Source organism: Gilliamella sp. CG13 (genome assembly GCF_046635805.1).
GTDB lineage: Bacteria > Pseudomonadota > Gammaproteobacteria > Enterobacterales > Orbaceae > Gilliamella > Gilliamella apicola_I.
Genome location: NZ_JBIDFM010000001.1, coordinates 788,943 through 810,500, shown reverse-complemented (window position 1 = coordinate 810,500; position 21,558 = coordinate 788,943). Strand labels below are relative to the sequence as shown.

Genomic DNA, 21,558 nt, shown 5'->3' with positions numbered 1-21,558 from the left:
AATAGATTTTATCGTTAGTTTTTAGCGAAAAAATAGGTCGTTTTTTGCTTGCGCTTTTAATTTAAAAATATGATGAATTTTATTGTTTGAATGATTTTTAAATGATAATATTCTGCGCCCATAAAGTTAACTCTTTATTTTTATCTAAAAATTATAACAAGGAAAAAAATGGTCGTACATCAATTCAAACAATCACTGCTAACGCCTTGGCAGAAAACTAAAATTGAAATTAATGATGATGTTGTCAACATTGATGAATTAACTAATTCTTTTAGCAAGAATCCTTTATCCAATCTTGCCGGTAAAAAAAGAGAAATTCCAATAAAAAGTATTCATTCTCTTTCCATTACTCGTACATATAATCTTAAAGGCGGATTGATCGGCGCAATAATAGTCTGTTTAGGAATAAAAGAAATTATCGATTTGTTTTCACATTTTGGGGATATTGGGCAAATCATTCTATCTATTTTACTACTGCCATTAGGATTATTAGTATTATTTTGTAGTGTTAATGAAACATTATGCATTAAGTATGATAACAAAGAGTGTGAAATTGATATTTCTCTTTTAGAGCGTGAAACATTATCTAAAATTGTCAGCGATATAAATGAACGTTTAGACAATCATTCAAAAGTTTAGATTTGAATCATTTTTATTGAAAATCCCCCTAAATCTTAATGAACCAAAGCGATGTTAAATGATTTTAAATCGGTAATTTCGCTTTGGTTATTCTTTATTTCGGTTCCACAATCTAACGATCTTTACACTTTTATTTTAATTCATACTAATACGTTAACATGCATTGTTGTGGGCAATTCTATCAACGTTGATATTGATTCTTAATGCCGTTTTAGATCCTTTTTAATAGCATAAAGGATCTAATTTTCACAAAATTGTACTCCAAAGCTTTATTAGCAAAATTAAACCTTAATGGGGCTGTTAAAAACAAATTATCTAAACAGACTTTTTAATTTTACCTTTAGCACCAATTGAAACGCAAATAAAAAGACCACAAAAGATAGATAAGCACAATTAACATATATGTGTATCGGATCATTTTATTTTTGAGTAAAAATAAAATAAGAAAGCAGGGAATTAAAACAATGATGGGTTCAGTTGTTAATCGTCCACCTACTGGTAATTGACATAGATTATTGAACACGCCTGAATCGACCAACCATTCATATTTATCTGCTGAAAAAATCTTTATTAAAAAAAATAAAAAAATACAGTATATAAATGGAAGAATATTAACTTTAACAACGCTTGCAAATCTTTTAGATGCAATGTTAACTCTTGATGTTTTCATCCTTAAAAAATAGAATCCTTAAATTATGTTGTTTTTTTAAAATCTTTGTTAGGAATTAAACCGCTAACTGCCTAAATTGTCAATTGAATCTTTAGATTGCTTACAATGATATGTGTCGTTAATCGCGCTACCTTGAGCACCAAATTTCCTTAAATTTTGGTCTACAGCATTCATTGATTGCCAGTGATTTTCGCACCAATCAGGGGCAAGTAAGGTAGGTTTACGAGCATTGGCAGAGATGCGGTGATACAAAATATGGGCTGGTGTTTGCCTAATAATATCGCCAGCAATATCGACATACTGCTCTAAAGAGAGTATGTCAAGCCGACCTGCACGCCACACTTTAGCCATAATACTGCCTTCAACGATATGTAACGGATGCAGTTTTAAACCATCTACACCACTATTTAACACTTTATCAAGCGTCATTAAATTATCCTGCTTGGTTTCTTTAGGCAGACCAATGATCAAGTGAGTACAAACTTTTATACCAAGACGACGAGCCTTTTGCACCGTTTGATGATAGACATCAAATGTATGTCCACGATTAATATTGTGTAACGTTTTATCGTGAGCCGTTTGTAAGCCAAGCTCAAGCCAAACTTCGAAGCCTTTTGCTTGATAACTGGCAAGTAAATTCAGCGCTTCATCTGGCACACAATCTGGGCGAGTACCGACACAAAGACCGACAATATCCGCACTATTGAGTGCTTCTTCATACATATTTTTGAGTATTTCAACTTCGGCATAAGTGCTGGTATAGGCTTGAAAATAGGCAAGATAGCGCTTGGATTTTTTCATCTGATGCGCTTGTTGGGCAAGCTGCTGTGAAATCGTTTTTACTTGAATGGACTCATCAATGATCGAGGCGACATTACAAAAGGTACAACCACCAACACCGATAGTTCCGTCACGATTAGGACAACTAAAACCACCATGTAAAGTCAGTTTATAAATTTTTTCGCCGTAACGGCGTTGCAGGTCAGAACCAAATGTATTAACGACTAAATGAAGTTGCATAATCAGCCAAAAATAAAATTTTGGCTATTTTACGAAGCAAATGAATTAAATTCAACTTGTGGCAAATTTTTTCTATTCTTGTACGCATTTGCTAATAAAAATCTACCTTTCAAAAGGACTTTTATCAATGTCCCTAGCCTGCAAACAAAGATTTCGAGAAGAAGCATTTAATTTTGAATTAAAAATTGTGTAAATGATAACAAAGTGTCTATAACATTTCAGTAATAAATAAGATTAAAGTTAGTTATAAAAAAATTTAAGTAAAGGTAATTTAATCGGATTAAAGGTATTAACGTTTTTTTAAAAAATAGGTGATTACAAATCAATACGTTAAAAAATTATCGCTAATTTTCTTATTACTTTAATGATAAAAATGATAGTTTGTATTGATAATTGGAATTATTAGCAATAAGATAGCACCTCCATTAGATTACAAAAATGTCAGAGGTAATTATGCAGTATATTGTGCGAAAAATAGTTGTCATTTTATTCTCATCATTATTTTCTATCTCTCTATGTTATGCCGATATTACTTTACCTGCTCCTCAAACAAAAGATGGCATGAGTTTATTTGAAAGTTTAACAAAACGGTCATCAACACCTGGTCCTGGTTTTCCTAATGGACAAATTTCGGATGAAGAGCTTTCTACTGTGCTTTGGGCTGCAAGTGGCTTGAATCGAGGAACAACGGGATGGACTGTTCCAATGGGTACGGGTAAACAACCTTATGTAAGAATCTATGTTGCAAGTGAAAAAGGAACCTTTTTGTATGAGTGGGAAGGGCACTATCTAAAAGAAATAAACAATAAAGATATTCGTGCCGATGTTGGTTTACAAAATTTTGTAAAACGAGCTAATTATGTGCTGATTTTCGTTACTGATTCAGCCGCATTTAATAATATCAAAGAAGAAAAAGCTAATAATTTTGGCAATATTGCTGTAGGTGCGATGAGTCAAAACGTCTACTTGGCTTCAGCGGCTTTGGATTTAAGTGCACGTTATATTCATGCCATCAAACCAGACGTTATTAGTCAAGAATTGCAGTTACCTTCAGACAATAAACCAATAGGTTTAATGTTATTAGGAAAATAAGAGATTATGGCTGTGAAAAAATATTTAACGCTAACATTGCTATTTTTTGTTAGCGTAGTTGCTTTTGTTTCTTCATCTTATGCAGCTGAAAAAAAATATGAAACATGGAATGCGATTATTGACGAAATGGATGTCATTCTTAATGATGCCTATGATCTCTATTTTATGAAAGATCCTGAAAAGGCTAAAGCACGTGTTAATAATGCTTATTTTGGTTTTTATGAAAAACACGGTGTTGAACGCGCAGTTATGTCTTATATTTCGGGTAAGCGTGGAACCGATACTGAATATCAATTCGCAAAAATTAAGCGTTTAATGTCAGATGGTGCTTCAAATAAAACTGTTCGTGCCGAGATCGATGTCATTTTGAAAATGCTTCATGAAGATGCTAACGAATTAGACGGCAAAAAAGAGAGCGGTTGGAGTGTGTTGTTAGCTTCATTTATCATTATCTTCCGGGAAGGTTTAGAAGCAATATTAGTGATAGCTGCTATCTCGGCCTACTTAGTGCGTTCAGGAAATATTCAAATGGTGAAAGTTGTCTATATGAGTTCACTTTTCGCCGTTTTTGCTAGTGTCCTTGCTGCAATTGCACTTAATTCCATTGTCAATCTTAGCGGGGCAAATCAAGAGATTATTGAAGGTGTCGCAATGTTATTAGCGACAGTGGTCTTATTTTTCATAAGTAATTGGATGTTTTCAAAAGCTGAAGCAGAAGCTTGGAAAAATTATGTAGAAGGCAAGGTGAAAAGTGCTATATCTTCAGGCAGTAGTATTGCATTAGGATTTGCTGCCTTTTTAGCGGTTTTCCGCGAAGGTGCAGAAACAATCTTATTCTATCAAGCTATGTTGAGTGAAAGTAAAGAACACATGGACATGGTTTGGTATGGGCTAGCAATCGGAACGCTAGTATTAGCCGTAATCTTTATTATCATTCGTTTTGGAACAATGAGACTGCCTCTTAAACCATTTTTTATTGGCACGAGTATATTAATGTATATCATGGCTATTGCTTTTGCCGGTGGTGGTGTCAAAGAGTTACAAGAAGCTGATATTATCCATGTAACCCCCGTTGATTTTGTACGCTCAATTGAAGTGCTTGGAATATATCCAACTGTTGAAACATTACTCCCACAAATCTTCATGGTGATAGTCGTTGCATTTTCCATTTCGTACTATAAAACAAAGTATCTCAAAAGACGGAAAAAATAGAAAAAAAGCAAGTATTGGTAGCGATAGCAATTTAGTTATTTCGTAATAAAGAGTAGTTAAAATTAGAGGAGTTTGAAATGAAAAAAATATTATTAACCGCAGGAATTTCGTCAATACTTGCAATATCTTCGTTTGCGTATGCTGCATCAGCGCCAGCACCTGGTGAAGAAAAAGGGTTTGAAGAGTTTCCTATTGGTGATGAAGTGACGGTAGGGCCTTTGCATATCGGTGCCGTATATTTCCAACCAGTGGATATGGAACCCGCTGGAATGGGAGGACTACCTGCATCAAAATCGGATATGCACCTTGAAGCTGACATTTCAGCTACAGCTGATAATAATTTAGGATATGGTGTCGGTGATTTTGTTCCTTACTTAACCGTAAAATATAAAATTCAAAAACAAGGTAGTGATAAAACAATCGAAGGTAATTTCATGCCGATGAATGCTTCTGACGGTCCTCACTATGGTAATAATGTTAAACTTGATGGAGCTGGAAAATATAAAGTTACCTTCACTATTGAAAATCCAGAAAAACAAGGTTACTTATTACATGTAGACCAAGAAACTGGCGTAGAAGGTCGTTTCTGGAGCAAACCTATTGAAGTATCTTGGGACTTTGATTATATCCCACGAGCTTGGTAACTTTTGTTTTGTAACAATAAGAAAATTTTAAAAAAGTACTCCATTATTGACGAGATTTAAACTCGTCAATAATAAATTGTAATGGCTAGGCAATTATTATGCTTCAATACCTTATCAACGTCACTGATAATACTTTTGTTCCCGCAATTATGATAGCGTTGCTTTGTGCGCTACTGACTAAATTCAATCCCCGTCCTATCAAAACATTTATCGTTGTCGGTTTTATTTTAGGCTCAATTGTTGCATTAACTTATACCATTTTAAAACGTAACACGGCATTTGCAGTGCGTGAATATTATGATCTTGGTGTCATTATTTGTTGGTTAGTTATTACTATCCCGTTGTTAATTATTATACTTATACAAGTCCGCTCGTCGGCGCTATTTTTTAACCGCATATTTAATGGTTTATTCATATTGGCAATTGGATTAATAATGGCACAGTGCTTACCTAATCTAATGCTTTATCCTTTCCAATTTGATGTAGGAATGGAGTCGATTTTTAATAATGATTATTTGTTTAAATGGATTGGTTATGGTTTTGCGTTGCTATTAGCGGTATTAATTGGTCAATTTACGTGTCGAATATGTGAACGGTTATCAACTAAATGGGTTATTACCATTTCTGTTTTATCCTTGCTGATATACACGATTGCAAACAGCATTAATTTACTTCAAATTTTAATTGTCCGACGTCTTATCTCCACACAAAAATGGATGATGGATTTAGTTATTTTTATTCTGGCACATGTCAATTTATTTACATTTATTTTTATGGCAATTGTGCTGTTATTCACGGTTATTTTATATATAAAATCTAAAACGACTTCGTTAGTAGGAAGTAATCCGGCTCAGATTCGTAAACTTAAAGCACAGCTACGCACAGATAGAAGAACCTCGTTATTACTCATGGCTGGCATGGCAATGACCGCTTATACCGTTACACGTGCGCGTTATATATTTGAAAAAGGGGTAGAGTTAACGCCAGCTGAACCGGTTTCAGCAAATAAAGAGGGCTTAGTTGTTATCCCACTTACTCAAGTCAATGACGGCAATTTGCATCGGTATGGTTTTCAAGCAAGCGATGGAACGCTAGTACGTTTTATCGTTATCAAGAAGAGTGAAAATGCTTATGGAGTAGGTTTTGATGCTTGTGATATTTGTGGTGCAAGTGGTTATTATCAGCGTGGCAATCAAGTCGTTTGTATTTTATGTGATGTCGTTATGAATATTGCCACTATCGGATTTTCAGGTGGTTGTAATCCGGTTCCACTTAAATATGAAATTATTGACGGAAACATGGTAATTCGTACAGCTCACCTTGAAGCAGAAAAAAGCCGCTTTAAGTAAATGGTTTCCCAAAGGAAGAAGATATGTTTCGCACAATGTTACTAAGCGTATTAGTTCGTCAAAAAAAGAAGCTGTTTTTGATAGCATTAACCGTTGCTTTAGGAGTATCGTTAGCAACCGCCATGTTGAATGTCATGTTTGATGTAGGTGATAAAGTGAATCAAGAACTTAAAGCCTATGGCGCTAATTTAAACATTGTGCCACGTGGAACGGCTTTGGTTAGTGAACTGTATCAAATTGATAATGATGAAAATCAAGCCACTATTCAATATATCAAGCAAGATGATTTAGTCAAAATTAAAATGATTTTCTGGGCATATAATATTGTTGATTTTGCCCCATATTTCACCACACAAGCAACCTTTAATGATAAACCAATTACTCTGGTCGGAACATGGTTTAATAAGCATCTTAATATTCCAACGGGCGATGAAGTGGATACGGGGATGTTAGCGATGAAGTCATGGTGGACGATTGAAGGAAGCGCCATGCAAGATGATAACTTGCAAGGAGTGATGGTTGGCGAGACAGTCGCTAAACAGTGGAATTTAAAAATCGGCGATACTATTGAACTGATTTCGCCACACACTAAAAATACGATTACATTGACCATAAATAACATTTTTCATAGTGGCGGAATTGAGGATTCTCAACTGTATGTTTCTCTCCCTGTTGCGCAACACTTAGCCAATAAAGAAGGGCTTGTTGAACGGGTCGAAGTGAGTGCATTAACAACGCCAGAGAATGAATTGGCTCGTAAAGCAGCGCAAGATCCCAATAGCTTATCAAGAGCTGAATGGGATACTTGGTATTGTACAGCATATATCAGTTCGATCGCCTATCAAATAGAAGAGTTGATGCCAGATGTGCGAGTAAAAGCCATTATGCAAGTCGCCGAATCAGAGGGATCTATTTTACAAAAAACGCAGTTATTAATGCTTTTATTAACGGTTCTATCGTTAATTTGTTCAGCACTTGCTATTTCTAATTTAGTGACTGCTAATGTCATTGAGCGGAGTACTGAAATCGGACTTTTAAAGGCACTTGGCGCAACCAATAAAGCTGTTGCAATGCTTGTATTAACCGAGATTTTTATTATTGCATTATTAGGCGGAATTTTCGGCTATTTTATCGGTCTTGGCTTTGCACAGATTATTGGTCACACGGTATTTGGTTCTTTTATTGAGCCTAAAATGCTCATCATCCCATTGGTATTGATTATGGTGAGTTTTATTACGTTTATGGGAAGTTTACCGGCATTGCGTTTTATGATGTTTTTACGCCCAACTGATGTTTTACATGGACGGTAATTGAAAGGTCAAAATCATGATTAATAAAAATCAGCGCTTTATCATCAAAACAATATTTAGCTCTCTTATTCGTCGCCGTTCACGTATTCTTATTGCTTTACTTGGTGTGGCAATAGGGGCAACAGTTTTACTTGGTATGATAACACTTTGTTATGATATTCCTCGCCAAATGGGAAAAGAGTTTCGCTCCTATGGCGCCAATATGTTGTTCTTGCCTGCTGATAATCAATCAATGATGACAATGGCAGATGTCTCACAAGCGGTAAGTTTATTACCCAAAGAAAAACTACTTGGCGTAACCCCGTTTCGTTATGAATCTATTCGCAGTAACCAACAGCCTTATATTATGGTCGGTACGGATTTTGAACAAGTGATTAAAACAAGTCCTTACTGGAAAATTGAAGGCGAACTACCTAAACGTTCCCATGAAATTTTAATCGGTACCGATATTGCAAACTTTGCCAAATTAACCATTGGTAGCACAATGCCGGTTTTAGGAAAAACCAAACAAGATTCTCGCTATAACGAAGAGTTAACAATTACGGGTATTGTTAAAACAGGACGCACTGAAGACGGTTATATTTTTATTGGTTTACATGATTTAGATAAAATTTTGAAAGATAGCGATAAAGCCGAAGTGGTAGAAGTGAGTATTACAGCTACACAAGATGAGTTAAAACACTATATTGATAAAATAAAAGCAAACTCTTTAACGGTCGATCCTCATTTAATCAAATGGGTAACACAATCTGAATCCTCCGTATTGGGTAAACTGTCTTCCTTACTTTATTTAGTCACTTTGGTGGTGCTAATACTGACCATGATCTGTGTTGCGACGACTATGATGACGGTTGTCATGGAGCGTCGAAAAGAAATTGGACTGAAAAAAGCCATTGGTGCAAATAACAAAAGTATCGCTAAAGAGTTTTTGGCCGAAGGGTTAATCTTAGGCATAACCGGTGGAGTGATAGGCGTGGTGTGTGGACTGATTTTTGCACAGGTGATAAGTACTAATGTATTTGGTCGATCTATTGTAATTGAGTTTTATCTTATCCCAATAACAATTGTTATTTCAGCTATTGTGACAGTCATTGCGTGTTTAATTCCCGTAAAACGTGCGCTTGAAGTCGAGCCAGCGCTTGTGTTACGTGGCGAATAGGAAATAAGTATGAATATACTCGAAGTTAATAATGTCTCTAAAATTTATGGTTCACTGCATGCATTATCGGAAGTGAATTTAACCGTGGAAGAAGGAAAATGGTTGTCTATAATGGGACCGTCGGGGAGTGGTAAAACCACGTTGATGAATATTATTGGTTGCATGGATAAACCTTCACTTGGATCAGTAATTCTTGATGGTCAGGATATTACTCAACTCTCATTACCACAATTAACCGAAATTCGCCGAGATAAAATTGGATTAATATTTCAGCAGTTTCATTTAGTCTCTTATTTAACGGCACTCGAAAACGTGATGGTAGCGCAATATTATCATAGTATGGTTGACGAAAACGAAGCTTTGCAGGCATTAGAACGAGTAGGGTTGGCAGCAAGAGCTAAACATTTACCGCGTCAGTTGTCTGGTGGTGAACAACAACGTGTATGTATCGCGCGAGCCTTAATTAACTATCCAAAATTAATATTAGCTGACGAACCTACTGGCAATTTAGATGAAAGTAATGAAGCAATGGTAATGAACTTACTTCATCAACTACATGAAGAGGGCAGTACTATTATTGTCGTAACACATTCGGTTGAAGTTTCAAAACATGCACAAACCACGGTTGTTTTAGAGCATGGCAAAGTTGCCCGTGTGATTAATAATTAATAAGGTTTCAATGATATGAAAAATCGAATAATTTTATCACTATTTATTATGTTTCTTGGATTGATGATTATCCTATTTCCGTTGTATATTTTACCTGTCTGTCCACATCCCGATACCCTAATAAATACGGCTAACGACATACATAATCAGGTTGCTAATACCGGACATAGTCATACAGGAGCTGGTAAAATTATGAAGTGCTTTTGGACAGCCCGAGCCGAATTAGGTATTGGTGCTTTGATTATCGCCATTGGCACATTAATGTTACTAAGTCGGACAATGTTTGTTCGTCTTGGTTTAAGTATGGCGTTAGCTTGTATCTCACTTTTGGCTATCGCCATTCCGACTGTTTTAATTGGGGTATGCTCAAACGAGATGATGCGTTGTAATATGGGCGCTAAACCAGCTTTAGTTTTACTATCTGGTGTTTTATTTTTGGTGTCTTTAATTAATGTATTCTATTTGAATAAAATCGTTAAAAAAATTTGAGTGTGAATTATAAGAATATTAAAAAATAGTAGATAGATGGATTTAAAACATGCAAGAAACCCCAATAACTATTGCTAATTTAGCATGGCGAAATATACAGCGTAGACCTTTTCGTAGCTGTAGTTTAATTATCATTATCATGCTATTTTCGGCGACGTTGTTTGGTGGTAGTGTCTTAATGAAAAACCTGAGTTTAGGGATTTCGGGTATGGCCGATCGTCTAGGTGCGGATATCCTGATTGTCCCTTATGGCTATGAAAAAAATCTTGAAGTTGCATTATTACGTGGAGAACCGAGTAGCTTTTATTTGAAAGTTGATTTAATGGAAAAAATCAAAAATATTAAAGGAATACAGTCCATTTCACCGCAACTTTTTATTGCTTCGCTAAACGCTGGGTGTTGCAGTTCTAAAGTGCAATTAATTGGGTTTGATCAACATAGCGATTTTGTTATAAAACCTTGGTTGCAAACCCAGCTAACTAAACCATTAAACGATAATGAAGTCGTGGTCGGCGCAAAAATTACATCAAATATTGGGGATGAAATTACGTTTTATAATCATCCCTATAAAGTGGCAGCAAAAATGGATTCAACAGGTATGGGGTTTGACACCTCGGTATTTATGACCATGTCAGCGGCACAGTCTTTAATGAAAGAAGCAAAATTAATTGAAGGTGATGTCGATCATTTTGCCAATTATGCCTCGTCGATTTTTATCAAGGTTGATCCCGATTCTCAACCTAAAGATGTCGTCAATCAAATCATGCCCAAATATGCTATAGATTATAATATTGACTTTGTTATGACTAAAGGTATGTTAAGCAATATAGCTAAATATTTAAACAGCTTTTCGACCATTGTGTATAGTCTGTCTGCTACTTTCTGGATACTGGCTATTGCGGTGATCTTTATCATTTTTTCTTCGACATTAAATGAGCGTAAACGAGAAATTGGACTACTGCGTATTTTAGGCGCCTCACGTCGTGATATTGTCAGCATGTTACTACGTGAATCATTAATTATTAGTGCATTAGGCGCTATTGCTGGAATTGTCATTGCTGCGGTGTTGTTATATGCGTTTAGCTTATTGATTTGCCAGTCTATTGGTTTGCCATGTATGAGCATTTCACTGTTAGATGCATTAATCTATGCCACAATAGTGTTTATTCTTACTTTAATTATAGGGCCATTTTCATGTATCTACTCTGCGTTATCCATAACTAAATTTGATACTTATCGCACATTAAGAGAGGGTGAGTAATGTTGTTGGAGATTAAAAATTTACGCAAGGATTATCAACGAGGTAAGCAAACTTTTTCGGCAGTAAATAACGTAAGTTTTACAATGAATAAAGATGAGTTTGTTTGCATAATGGGGAAATCAGGCAGTGGTAAGACAACTTTACTTAACATGATTGCCGGTTTACTTACGCCAACTCAAGGTAAAATCATACTTAATAAGACCAATTTATTTGAACTGGATGATCAGCAAGTGTCTGCGTTCCGTAATCAACAGATTGGTTACATTCCACAAGGTAGCAGTTTATTGCCAAATTTAACAGTATTAGAAAATATTCGCTTACCTTTTTATTTAACCAAACGCCAAAATCAACAGTGTTTAAGTTATGCACAAAGCCTACTTGAAAAGGCGAAGGTCAGTTATCTGCAAGATGCTTATCCTGCTAATATGTCAGGCGGTGAAATGCGACGTGTTGCTATTTTACGCTCACTGATTTGCCAGCCTCAAATCATTATCGCAGACGAACCAACAAGTGATTTGGATGACGAAAGCGCCGCCGATATTATGCAACTTTTATCCGATATACATCATCAAGGTACTGCGTTATTAATTGTCACTCATGATAATGATGTGGCAAGTTATAGCCAAAAAATCATGAAAATGTCAGCGGGTCGATTGACCGATGAATAAAGATAAGTCAGTGTGTTACTTAGTGAACACTGACTTATGAGATCAAAAGCGGATTATATCCCATTGTTATCATAATTTTATTCAATTTTAACAAGGGTAAACCCACTAACGAATTGATATCCTCACCCTCTAATTTATCAAATAAAGTAATGCCGAGCTCATCACATTTGAAACTACCAGCACAGTGTAATGGCATCTCTTTTAAAATATATGCGTCAATTTCAGCATCGGTTAACTGGCGAAAAGTAACTTTAAAAGGTTCACAAATTGTGGTGGATTGTCCATTGACGGTATTGATAACAGTCATACCAGTATAAAAATAAAACGCTTTACCACTGCTATTTCTTAATTGCATACGGGCGTTTTCGACAGTATGGGGTTTACAAACAATGTGATCATCTAAAACGCCTACTTGATCAGAACCAATAATTAAGCTATTTGGGTATTGAGCTACTAATGATTGGGCTTTAAGCTTTGCTAAACGCTCAACTAATTGTTTTGCAGATTCTCCTGGGAGTGGAGTTTCGTCACAAATAGGGGCCACGCACTCAAATGGAATGGCTAATTTTTCCAGTACTTTTTTTCGTGAAAGTGATGTGGATGCTAATATGATTTTCATGTTAAGTTATCTTCTAAAATCCAAGCTGAAGGAAGAGTATTAAACCCGATATGCTCCTTATAATCAATAGTCTTAGGGGTTGCGAATAATGTAATAAATTAATATTCATTGACATTTTGGGGATCTTCTTCTATTAATTGTTTACCTCTACGCTTTTTGTGATTGTTTACATCAATTGTAACATCGGCTGAATTGGTCTGGACAATAGATGATCTCAATTAGTCTCTTTTCCCCGATAAAGTAATCATAAAATTAACATTATCAAACATTGCTTGAAAGCGTAAAGTATCATCAATGATTCAGCGTTCACCTAAATTACATTTTTGAGATAACTTTATTGCTTACGATAAATTGATTTAGATCACCACGGTAAACCATTTTAACGATTAGGAACAAGATTGATGCCATAGTACCTAACATTTAGTTTTATCGAAAACAAGTTAAAACAGTAGTAAGTATCTACAAGCTTATTTATCGAAAAAACATTAGCGAATAAATTTAAAACTAGTATGATTATTTTCACTAACTCTATTTTTTAACATAAAGGATATGTTATCAGATGTTATTTGCGAGGTACTTATTATGTATAAAAAAATTCTAGTTCCGATTGATATTCTTGAAGATAATCTAACCAAAAAAGTGATTCCACATTTGGAATGTTTAGCCAAATTATCGAATGCAGACGTTATTTTTTTCCACGTTTTACCTATTGCATCCGCTATAGTAAATGCTTATTCATTTGGTTTTGATGAATTTAAAGATAAGGCAACGGTGCAAACAGAACAAGCATTTCACCGGTTACTCGATACCATCAATCTTCCGCGCGAAAATTTATCTTTTTCGATTGCATTTGGTAATCCACGTGACGAAATTTTATCAATAGCAAACGAAATCAAGCCAGACTTAATTATTTTAGGATCCAGACGTCCTAATATCACGACTCACCTGCTTGGATCGAATGCGTCAGGTGTTGTTCGTGGCGCACAAACCTCGGTTTTAGTGGTGCGCTAAAAAATTAAAAAAACAGTTAATTTAAGCAAATAGCAAAACAGACACTAAGGGATTAAGCAAACCCTCGTAAGAGGGTTTGTAATTATAGATGTTTGACAATAAAACAACAATGAATCTGTTTATTGCGTTTAAAGTCTAATGAGAGTGTTTTATTAGTGATTTCTTGAAAGGTTAAGCCCAATTTTTGCATACCGTGCGCATCCATTTTAAAACCTCGTTTATTATTCGAAAAGACAATAACGCCATTTGGTCTTAATAATCGTTTTAGATCGCTCATTAACTTAAGATGATCACGTTGAACATCAAATGTCTCATTCATGCGTTTAGAATTTGAAAATGTCGGGGGATCGATAAAAATGAGATCAAACTGTTCATTGCATTGTGCAAGATAGAGCAAACAATCAGCTTGAATTAAGCGATGTTTTTTACCCGTTAAACCATTTTGTTTTAAATTGCGATCTGCCCATTCCAGATAGGTACGTGACATATCCACGGTGGTGGTTGATTTTGCATTGCCCAACCCTGCGTAAACGGTGGCCGTTCCTGTGTAAGCAAACAGATTAAGAAAATCTTTATTATCACTCATATCACCTATCATTTTACGTGCCAAGCGATGATCTAAAAATAGGCCTGTATCTAAATAATCAGTCACATTTACCCAAAATTGGGTTTTACGGTGATTGATGGGGTATTCATGCACTAAAAAATAATCCTGCTTTTGAGCAAGTTTTTGATATTGTTGTTTACCTTTTTGCTTTTCCCGTGTTTTTAAGATCAGTTGATCGGCTGTTAATTCTAATACAGACATAGTCGCATTAATGATATCAAATAGCCGTTGCCGTGTTTTTTGAGGATCAATATTTTTGGGCGCTGCATATTCTTGCACGACAACTTTGTCTTTGTAACGATCAATGGCAACATTATATTCGGGCAGGTCAGCATCATAAAGACGATAACATTCCAATTGCTCTTGAGTAGCCCATTTTTCCAGTTTCTGCTTATTTTTACGTAATCGATTCGCAAAATCCGATGCCGGTAAATTAGGATTAGAAACCGCTAGCGTGTTATCACGCTTGGCAATAACATAATTTTTTTGCACACAATCAAGTGGGCCATTTTTTGCCTTAAATTGCTTATCTGCACGCATTTGTAAACAATCTAATAGTTGTGGTGCACCACTAAACAGTGAAAGGCGCCAACCACCAAAATGTTGTTTAATAAGTTGACCTAACGCAGTATGTAGGGCAATGAGTGCAGGTTCACTTTCTAAACGCTCACCGTAAGGCGGATTGCTGATAATCATGCCTGATGATTCGGATGAAAGTGGATTGATTAATTGAGTTACATCTTGTTTGGCAAAACTAATATAATCGCTCACGCCTGCATAACGTGCATTTTGTTGTGCGCGTTCCAACACTGTTGCATTATTATCATAACCAATAAAAACGCCTTTGGGTTGGCAAATGTTCTGTTTTGCTCTCAATAGCAGATCATTCCAAAGTGTAGGATTAAACCCTTTCCATGCTAAAAAGCCCCATTGTTTTCGATGAAATCCTGGTGGGATTTTAGCTGCAATCATGGCTGCTTCAATTAACAATGTACCCGAACCACACATAGGATCAAGTAGCGGTTCATCAATTTGCCAGTCTGATCGTAAAATGATTGCTGTCGCTAAACTCTCTTTTAGTGGTGCTTGACCTGTTTGTTGACGATAACCACGTTGATGCAGGCTCTCTCCACTTAAATCAAGGGATAGCGTAACACGATTTTTATGAAGATAAGCATGAATTCGAATATCGGGATCGTGTTTTGCAACATTGGGACGCCTATTGGTTTGTCGGACAAAATGATCGACAATTGCATCCTTGATTTTCAATGCGCCATATTGACTATTACGGATAAAATCATTTACCCCGACAAAATTGATGACAAATGAATTATCGACGGCAAAAATATCAGTCCATTTTAGATTAAAAACGCAAGAATAGAGATCCAAATCACTATATATATCAAATTCAGCAAGCGGTAATAGAATGCGTGATGCTAAACGAGACCATAATAAAGACTGATATAACGTTGTTTCATCGGCATCATAATAGACACCACCTTGAGTAATTTTACAATTGATCGAGCCTAACTCTTCTAACTCTTTCTTAAGTAACTCCTCAAGTCCGCGCGAGGTGCTGGCAAATAACGTTTTCATGAATAACCCAATTTACAATAAAATGGTGGCATTATACCGACTAAATGAAAGAGTGGGAAATAAAGCCGATCATTACTGCTAACTTTACCCACTTAAAATAATTTTTACGTTAAAAAGTCGGTAATAGACAGTTAATCATGATCTTTATGTTTGGGTTTATTACTAATTCGAAGTATAAGATCGGTGATCGCAATAATCAGTGCTGAACGGATCATTTGCTGATAACGATTTTGTAAAATGGATGATTTAAAATTATCGACAATCCCGAGTTCGGCAACTTGATCTTGTTGTAACACCCAATTTTGTGGTAACACCATATCATGTAATAAGCTTATAGGTCCAAGAATCTCGTCATCACTATAATGATAGTGTTTATCACTAAGATCCAGCTCATCTAAAATGGCAATAAGTAATTCGATATCTTCATAATCTGCACGGCTTAAAATGCCCAAAGCAAAAAGCAATTTTAAACAAACAGATGTATCATTTAAAGGCCCATTTTTACCAATAAGTGAAGGAATCACAAATTTAATGGCATGGGGTTCCTTACAAAAAATGTTGAGAATCAACCGATTCACACTTTTGTTGATCAGTTTAATGGCGACAGTCAGCAAACTGTGAATATCAGTTTGCTGATTGAGTTTTTCTAGTATTTTATCTTCTTGTAGCCTTTTATCCGACATCTTTTAATAAAAATTGATGATTTTGCATTGCAGTATAAAGTTCTTCGATTGGTTGAACAACTGGATTATGACTATCAATGCCCGAAATTTGACAAAAAGTGGGTATCACTCCATGATTAACAATCTGTTTTGCTAATTGCACTGCTTGTTCATCATCATTATTCCGATAGTTAAGGGCAGCAGCAATACCAATCAATAAATTACAATTGTTAATCTGATATTCAAATGTGCCAAGTAGCGGTTTTATGAGACGATCACTTGCTCCTAATTTTCGTATGGGTTGACGTCCAACTCTGGCGGTATCATCGTGTAAATAGGGATTTTCAAAACGGGATAAAATCTTTTCGATATATGCCATGTGTTTTTGATCATCAAAATTATAGCGATGAATCAATACTTGCCCACTTTCTTCCATTGCTCCACGAACAATGAAACGAATTTGATCATTCAATATTGCATCACGAATAGTTGCGAAATTGTAGTAAAAGCCCAAATAGGCCGTAATGGCATGCCCGGTATTGAGCGTAAATAATTTACGTTCAACAAAAGCCATAAGATTATCGACAGGCTCCATACCGGCTATATTCGGAATGGTGCCAATAAATTGTTTTTTATCGACAATCCATTCTGAAAAGGTTTCAACCGTTACGGCTAATATATCACCTGATGGTGATAGGGTCGGTGGCACAATGCGATCGACTGCGGAATCAACAAAACCAATATGAGTTTCTACCCATTGATGTAATGTTTTAGGTAATAATGCAAAGATTGCTTGCTTAAATTGAGTGGTACCACGAACCATGTTTTCACAGGCAATAATATTTAGCGGCGCTTGATTATCGTGTTGATATCTTTTCAAAATACCTTGAGCAACAATTGGGGCAATCTTATTCAATACTTGTGGACCAACAGCGGTTGTAATTAAATCAACCGTTGCAATGTGGTGGCAAATGTAAGGTGATGTACTGTTAATGGCATCGACGTGATAGACTATCTCAGTACTTGCTTCTTCTCCAACCACATTGACCGAATATTGATGACGATGTGCCAATTCATCAATAATTTGCTGATTGACATCAGCAAAAGTGACGTGAAATCCTGCATCAGATAATAATTTACCAATAAAACCGCGTCCAATATTACCCGCGCCAAAGTGTAATGCTTTCATAATTTATACCTTATATCTTGTGAGTTTCAATAATGTTCGAGTTTTCTTACCTAAACGTAAGGCGTACAAAAACAGCATTAGCCTAATAAGGCTAAAACCTCTTTCACGCTGTGAGTTGTTGTGAGTTTTGTAATGGTATTGGGGTTATCGAGAGCGTTGGTCAGCTTTGCAATCACGTCCAAATGTTCGTTGTTACGTGCAGCTATCCCAATAACAATTTTGGCGTAATCCTCTTTGTTATCACCGAACTGAACACCTGAGGGGTATTGGCAAAATACGATACCTGTATTAATTACACTGTTTTTAGATTCAATAGTGCCATGAGGGACAGCGATAAATTCACCTAAATAGGTTGAAGTCAATTTTTCACGTTCTAGCATCGATTCAATGTAGGCAGGGTCAACATAGCCATTTTCTACTAATTTTTGACCGGCAAAACGGATTGCTTCTTCTTTTGTTTTGGCGGTTAAATTTAAAAAAATATTTTTGTCGGTTAATTGGAAGAGAGGGGAATTATCGGAAGTTTGGGGGGCATTTTTTGTCGTTATCTTTTGTTCAATTCCTAATGCCTGGTTAAGTTGGTCGACTAATTGACTGTATAACTCACTATCTAAAAAGTTAGTTAACGAAATATGCCAAGCATTGGGGGCATACTGTCTGGCTCGGTGCGTTAAATCTTGATGCGTAATGACGATATCTACATCATCGGGCAGATCATTAATGGCTAGATTGCTAACATTGATTGCCAAGTTGGCATTTTCAATCTTCTTGCGTAAAACACCGGCACCCATTGCACTTGAGCCCATGCCTGCATCGCAAGCCACGATTATTTTTTTGACTTTAGTTAGATCAAACGTTTCATTTTTTCTTCCTTTAGCCTCATCTTTCATGCTTGAGAGACTTAATTTGGCATCATCAAGACTTTTAGATGATGTTTTGGTTGTTTTTAATAAAATCGCTGACATAACAAAAGAGACAGCCGTCGCCGCCATGACCGAAAGCGTTACGCCAAGATAGGAACCTTTTGCCATACTCATTACAGCAAAAATCGAACCGGGCGAAGCTGGAGCTGTTAAACCTGCATGAAAAACTGTTAACGTGAATATTCCGGTCATTCCGCCCATAATAACGGCAATAATCAAGCGGGGATTCATTAACACATAGGGAAAGTAGATCTCATGAATTCCGCCAAAAAAATGAATGATCGCAGCACCACTAGCCGATCCTTTTGCGACACCCTTACCAAAAAACATATAGGCTAATAAAAGCCCTAAACCGGGACCCGGATTGGCTTCAATTAAAAAGAAAATCGATTTACCGGTTTCTGCTACTTGTGTCACACCCAATGAGGTAAAGACACCATGATTAATGGCATTGTTGAGGAACAAAACTTTAGCCGGTTCGACCAAAATAGAGGTGAGTGGCAATAATCCATGATCAACCATAAATTGGACGGCGATAATCAAAATATTGGTTAACCAAGCCACGGCTGGACCAATAGCAAAATAAGCAATTAGTGCAAGCATCATACCAAGAATGCCAGCTGAAAAGTTATTGACTAACATCTCAAAACCACTTTTAACCTTACCATCTATTAAGCGATCAAATTGCTTGATCATAAAGCCGCCTAAAGGACCAGCTATCATTGCGCCTAAAAACATTGGTATAGATGACCCGACAATTACGCCAATAGTCGTAATCGCACCAACAACGGCACCACGGTCGTTATACATGAGTTTACCGCCGGTATAACCAATTAATAGTGGCAGTAAATAAGTGATCATCGGCCCAATAAACGATGTTGATACACGTTCATTTGGAAACCAGCCCCCAGCACTGGGATCCCTTGCATTGTATAAAAAAATAGCGGTGATCAACCCCCATGCGATAAATGCGCCAATATTTGGCATAACCATGTTGCTTAAAAAACGCCCAAAATTTTGGACTTTTACTTTTATGTTTGAACGACTCATTTTCGTTACCTTCCTTATTGATTGATGTCATTGAATTAACATTATTTTAGATACGTTCATGGCGTGGATTCATTAGAAAATGTCAGTAAACGTGATCAAGATCACGTTGTAAAAGGAGGGGTATTTTTAAAATTTGTGATATAAATCACATTTTAAGAGGATAAATTAAAAATATTCAAAAGCAGCAGGAAAAAAATCTGAAAAATTTCGAAAAAACAGTATGTAATATTTTTAATTGATAATTTAAAACGATAACAAAAATGATTATCAAAAAGACTGATTATAGTTGATCATGGTTATCTTAAAACGGTTTAAAATATAACCATTAATAAAAAATCATAATAATACTAAGTTAATATGGAAGAGGCGTATCAGTCTAATTTATAGCTATATTGTCACTATTTCTCATGGTGTTTTATTATCTAAAGGGGGAGATATTTCCAAGAATAATTCAGATTATAATTTTTTAATATGGTCAACATTTGTATTGTTTTTTATTGATTTTTTTGCGATATGGTGGGTTGAATATCCTAAAGAATTTAACAAAAAGAAAAAATGGAAATAAATCTTTATATTTTTTGCTTTTCATGCTTTCTAGTTTAATTTTTAACTTATTCAATTTTTCCGTTTTTACTATAAATTTAGTTATGATGGAGTTTTTTTATTTAATGCCCATTTTATTGTTTTAAATTGGTTCTTGTTTCATATATTGCATATGTTGATAGAGTAGTAAGTTTAAATACTGTAAATTTACGATATATTATTCTTCCGGTTGAGGTTTTATCCACATTTTCTGATTTTTAAAATCAATCTTAACGATATAACTATATAAAAAATCATTGCCAAGTATGCCATCAGCAGGCAAATCATCAGTTAACCCATCAAGTACTATAAAATCATCTTTGAAATTAGGAATATCGACAAACGATAGTTCCGTAATATAAAAAGGAAACTCCTTTAATTTTATTAATTCTTTGTTATTAGAAAGTTTTTTAGAACTAATTATATTTTTTCCTGCACCAGTATCGAATATTAATGCATAACTTTTGACATCATCAGTAGCATTTAAGATTAAATGTCCTTTTGAACCTTTAGTGAAAGGTATTTCTAACCAATCGTTTTCAATTTGTTTTGTAAAATTATCAGATAAAATGAGTTTGTTACTTATGATATCAAAAGTAACGACTTTATTTACAAAAAAGCCTAAACCAGCTACTGCAACATGTTGATAATCAAAATTTTGCTCTTTTTTTGCTTTTTTCTCTCCAGTATTTATATCTAAAATAGCTCCCCAAGGTTTATACTCTTCAATTTCTAATTTTTCATAAAATAAATTATTAATTTTAACGTTTCGTAACATAAATTGACGAGAATATTGGATGTTGCCTAGTATATCAGTACGCTTTCGTTTATCATCTTTTTCAACTTTATCTTCAATTTTATTAATAGTATCTATTGGTAAATTTAAGACCTCTGTAGTTCCTGTATCTAGTATACATGTAAGTTCTTCATCAAGATCATTAATTTTTAATGCTATAAATAGTAGACCTTGCTCATCTTCATCTAAGAACCATTCTAATTCTTGGGATTGTGATAAAAATGGAATTATTGCAGAAAAAACTACACTTAATAATATTTTTTTCATTTTAACTGTTCTATAATTTGTATGACAAAAAATTATGCAGTAAAAGTTTATATTACTGCATGAATATTAGTGAA

20 protein-coding genes are annotated in these 21,558 nt (G+C 35.3%); 12 read left to right on the top strand and 8 right to left on the bottom strand.

The features are described from left to right. The first annotated feature begins 168 nt into the window (after window positions 1–168). Window positions 169–639 (top strand): hypothetical protein, encoded by a 471-nt coding sequence (locus ACGH6R_RS03710; protein ID WP_267351697.1) that lies wholly within the window; start codon window positions 169–171, stop codon window positions 637–639. Between the two features lie 340 nt (window positions 640–979). On the opposite strand, the gene ACGH6R_RS03705 is transcribed toward ACGH6R_RS03710, so the two are convergent. Together ACGH6R_RS03705 and ACGH6R_RS03700 are read right to left on the bottom strand one after the other, a co-directional pair. Next, complete coding sequence (locus ACGH6R_RS03705; RefSeq protein WP_411596944.1) at window positions 980–1,309, bottom strand: DUF2645 family protein; 330 nt, start codon at window positions 1,307–1,309, stop codon at window positions 980–982. 63 nt (window positions 1,310–1,372) lie between these two features. Further along, entirely contained in the window at window positions 1,373–2,329 is a 957-nt protein-coding gene (locus tag ACGH6R_RS03700; protein WP_267351695.1) for a TIGR01212 family radical SAM protein, read from the bottom strand. A 453-nt stretch (window positions 2,330–2,782) separates the two neighbouring features. Between ACGH6R_RS03700 and ACGH6R_RS03695 the strand changes: the two genes are divergently transcribed. The 10 genes from ACGH6R_RS03695 to ACGH6R_RS03650 all read left to right on the top strand — a co-directional run bounded on the left by ACGH6R_RS03695 (window position 2,783) and on the right by ACGH6R_RS03650 (window position 12,182). After that, window positions 2,783–3,421, top strand: a complete 639-nt coding sequence (locus ACGH6R_RS03695) for a nitroreductase family protein (RefSeq protein WP_065559077.1) — start codon at window positions 2,783–2,785, stop codon at window positions 3,419–3,421. Window positions 3,422–3,427: 6 nt separating this feature from the next. After that, window positions 3,428–4,633, top strand: a complete 1,206-nt coding sequence (locus tag ACGH6R_RS03690) for an FTR1 family protein (RefSeq protein ID WP_411598934.1) — start codon at window positions 3,428–3,430, stop codon at window positions 4,631–4,633. A gap of 77 nt (window positions 4,634–4,710) precedes the next feature. Beyond that, entirely contained in the window at window positions 4,711–5,277 is a 567-nt protein-coding gene (locus tag ACGH6R_RS03685) for an iron transporter (protein WP_267351689.1), read from the top strand. 98 nt (window positions 5,278–5,375) lie between these two features. Then, on the top strand, window positions 5,376–6,626 hold the full coding sequence (locus ACGH6R_RS03680) for a Fe-S-containing protein (protein ID WP_411598933.1): 1,251 nt from the start codon (window positions 5,376–5,378) through the stop codon (window positions 6,624–6,626). A gap of 23 nt (window positions 6,627–6,649) precedes the next feature. Beyond that, window positions 6,650–7,936 carry an ABC transporter permease gene (locus ACGH6R_RS03675; protein WP_267351686.1) on the top strand — a complete coding sequence of 429 codons (1,287 nt, stop codon included), beginning with the start codon at window positions 6,650–6,652 and terminating at the stop codon, window positions 7,934–7,936. 16 nt (window positions 7,937–7,952) lie between these two features. After that, a complete protein-coding gene (locus tag ACGH6R_RS03670; RefSeq protein ID WP_411598932.1) occupies window positions 7,953–9,095 on the top strand; it encodes an ABC transporter permease in 1,143 nt (380 codons plus the stop codon). A gap of 9 nt (window positions 9,096–9,104) precedes the next feature. Continuing rightward, on the top strand, window positions 9,105–9,764 hold the full coding sequence (locus ACGH6R_RS03665; protein WP_267351683.1) for an ABC transporter ATP-binding protein: 660 nt from the start codon (window positions 9,105–9,107) through the stop codon (window positions 9,762–9,764). 15 nt (window positions 9,765–9,779) lie between these two features. After that, window positions 9,780–10,253 (top strand): DUF4418 family protein, encoded by a 474-nt coding sequence (locus ACGH6R_RS03660; RefSeq protein ID WP_267377917.1) that lies wholly within the window; start codon window positions 9,780–9,782, stop codon window positions 10,251–10,253. 49 nt (window positions 10,254–10,302) lie between these two features. Further along, the gene (locus tag ACGH6R_RS03655; protein WP_411598931.1) at window positions 10,303–11,514 is read left to right on the top strand and encodes an ABC transporter permease; all 1,212 of its coding nucleotides are present in this window, start codon (window positions 10,303–10,305) and stop codon (window positions 11,512–11,514) included. Beyond that, window positions 11,514–12,182 (top strand): ABC transporter ATP-binding protein, encoded by a 669-nt coding sequence (locus tag ACGH6R_RS03650; protein ID WP_267351679.1) that lies wholly within the window; start codon window positions 11,514–11,516, stop codon window positions 12,180–12,182. The genes ACGH6R_RS03655 and ACGH6R_RS03650 overlap by 1 nt, the downstream gene beginning before the upstream one ends. A 34-nt stretch (window positions 12,183–12,216) precedes the next feature. On the opposite strand, the gene ACGH6R_RS03645 is transcribed toward ACGH6R_RS03650, so the two are convergent. Next, complete coding sequence (locus ACGH6R_RS03645) at window positions 12,217–12,801, bottom strand: Maf family protein (RefSeq protein WP_411598930.1); 585 nt, start codon at window positions 12,799–12,801, stop codon at window positions 12,217–12,219. 582 nt (window positions 12,802–13,383) lie between these two features. On the opposite strand from ACGH6R_RS03645, the gene ACGH6R_RS03640 reads away from it, so the two are divergent. After that, entirely contained in the window at window positions 13,384–13,812 is a 429-nt protein-coding gene (locus ACGH6R_RS03640) for a universal stress protein (RefSeq protein WP_065559088.1), read from the top strand. A gap of 82 nt (window positions 13,813–13,894) precedes the next feature. On the opposite strand, the gene rlmKL is transcribed toward ACGH6R_RS03640, so the two are convergent. The 5 genes from rlmKL to ACGH6R_RS03615 form a co-directional block, all read right to left on the bottom strand. Continuing rightward, the gene (gene rlmKL, locus ACGH6R_RS03635; protein ID WP_411598929.1) at window positions 13,895–16,015 is read right to left on the bottom strand and encodes a bifunctional 23S rRNA (guanine(2069)-N(7))-methyltransferase RlmK/23S rRNA (guanine(2445)-N(2))-methyltransferase RlmL; all 2,121 of its coding nucleotides are present in this window, start codon (window positions 16,013–16,015) and stop codon (window positions 13,895–13,897) included. Between the two features lie 131 nt (window positions 16,016–16,146). Beyond that, window positions 16,147–16,698, bottom strand: a complete 552-nt coding sequence (locus ACGH6R_RS03630; protein ID WP_220215665.1) for an MltR family transcriptional regulator — start codon at window positions 16,696–16,698, stop codon at window positions 16,147–16,149. Then, entirely contained in the window at window positions 16,688–17,866 is a 1,179-nt protein-coding gene (locus tag ACGH6R_RS03625; RefSeq protein ID WP_411598928.1) for a mannitol-1-phosphate 5-dehydrogenase, read from the bottom strand. The genes ACGH6R_RS03630 and ACGH6R_RS03625 overlap by 11 nt, the downstream gene beginning before the upstream one ends. Before the next feature lie 77 nt (window positions 17,867–17,943). Beyond that, complete coding sequence (locus tag ACGH6R_RS03620; RefSeq protein WP_411598927.1) at window positions 17,944–19,839, bottom strand: PTS mannitol transporter subunit IICBA; 1,896 nt, start codon at window positions 19,837–19,839, stop codon at window positions 17,944–17,946. Window positions 19,840–20,599: 760 nt separating this feature from the next. Further along, entirely contained in the window at window positions 20,600–21,484 is an 885-nt protein-coding gene (locus tag ACGH6R_RS03615) for a hypothetical protein (RefSeq protein ID WP_411598926.1), read from the bottom strand. Window positions 21,485–21,558 lie beyond the last annotated feature (74 nt).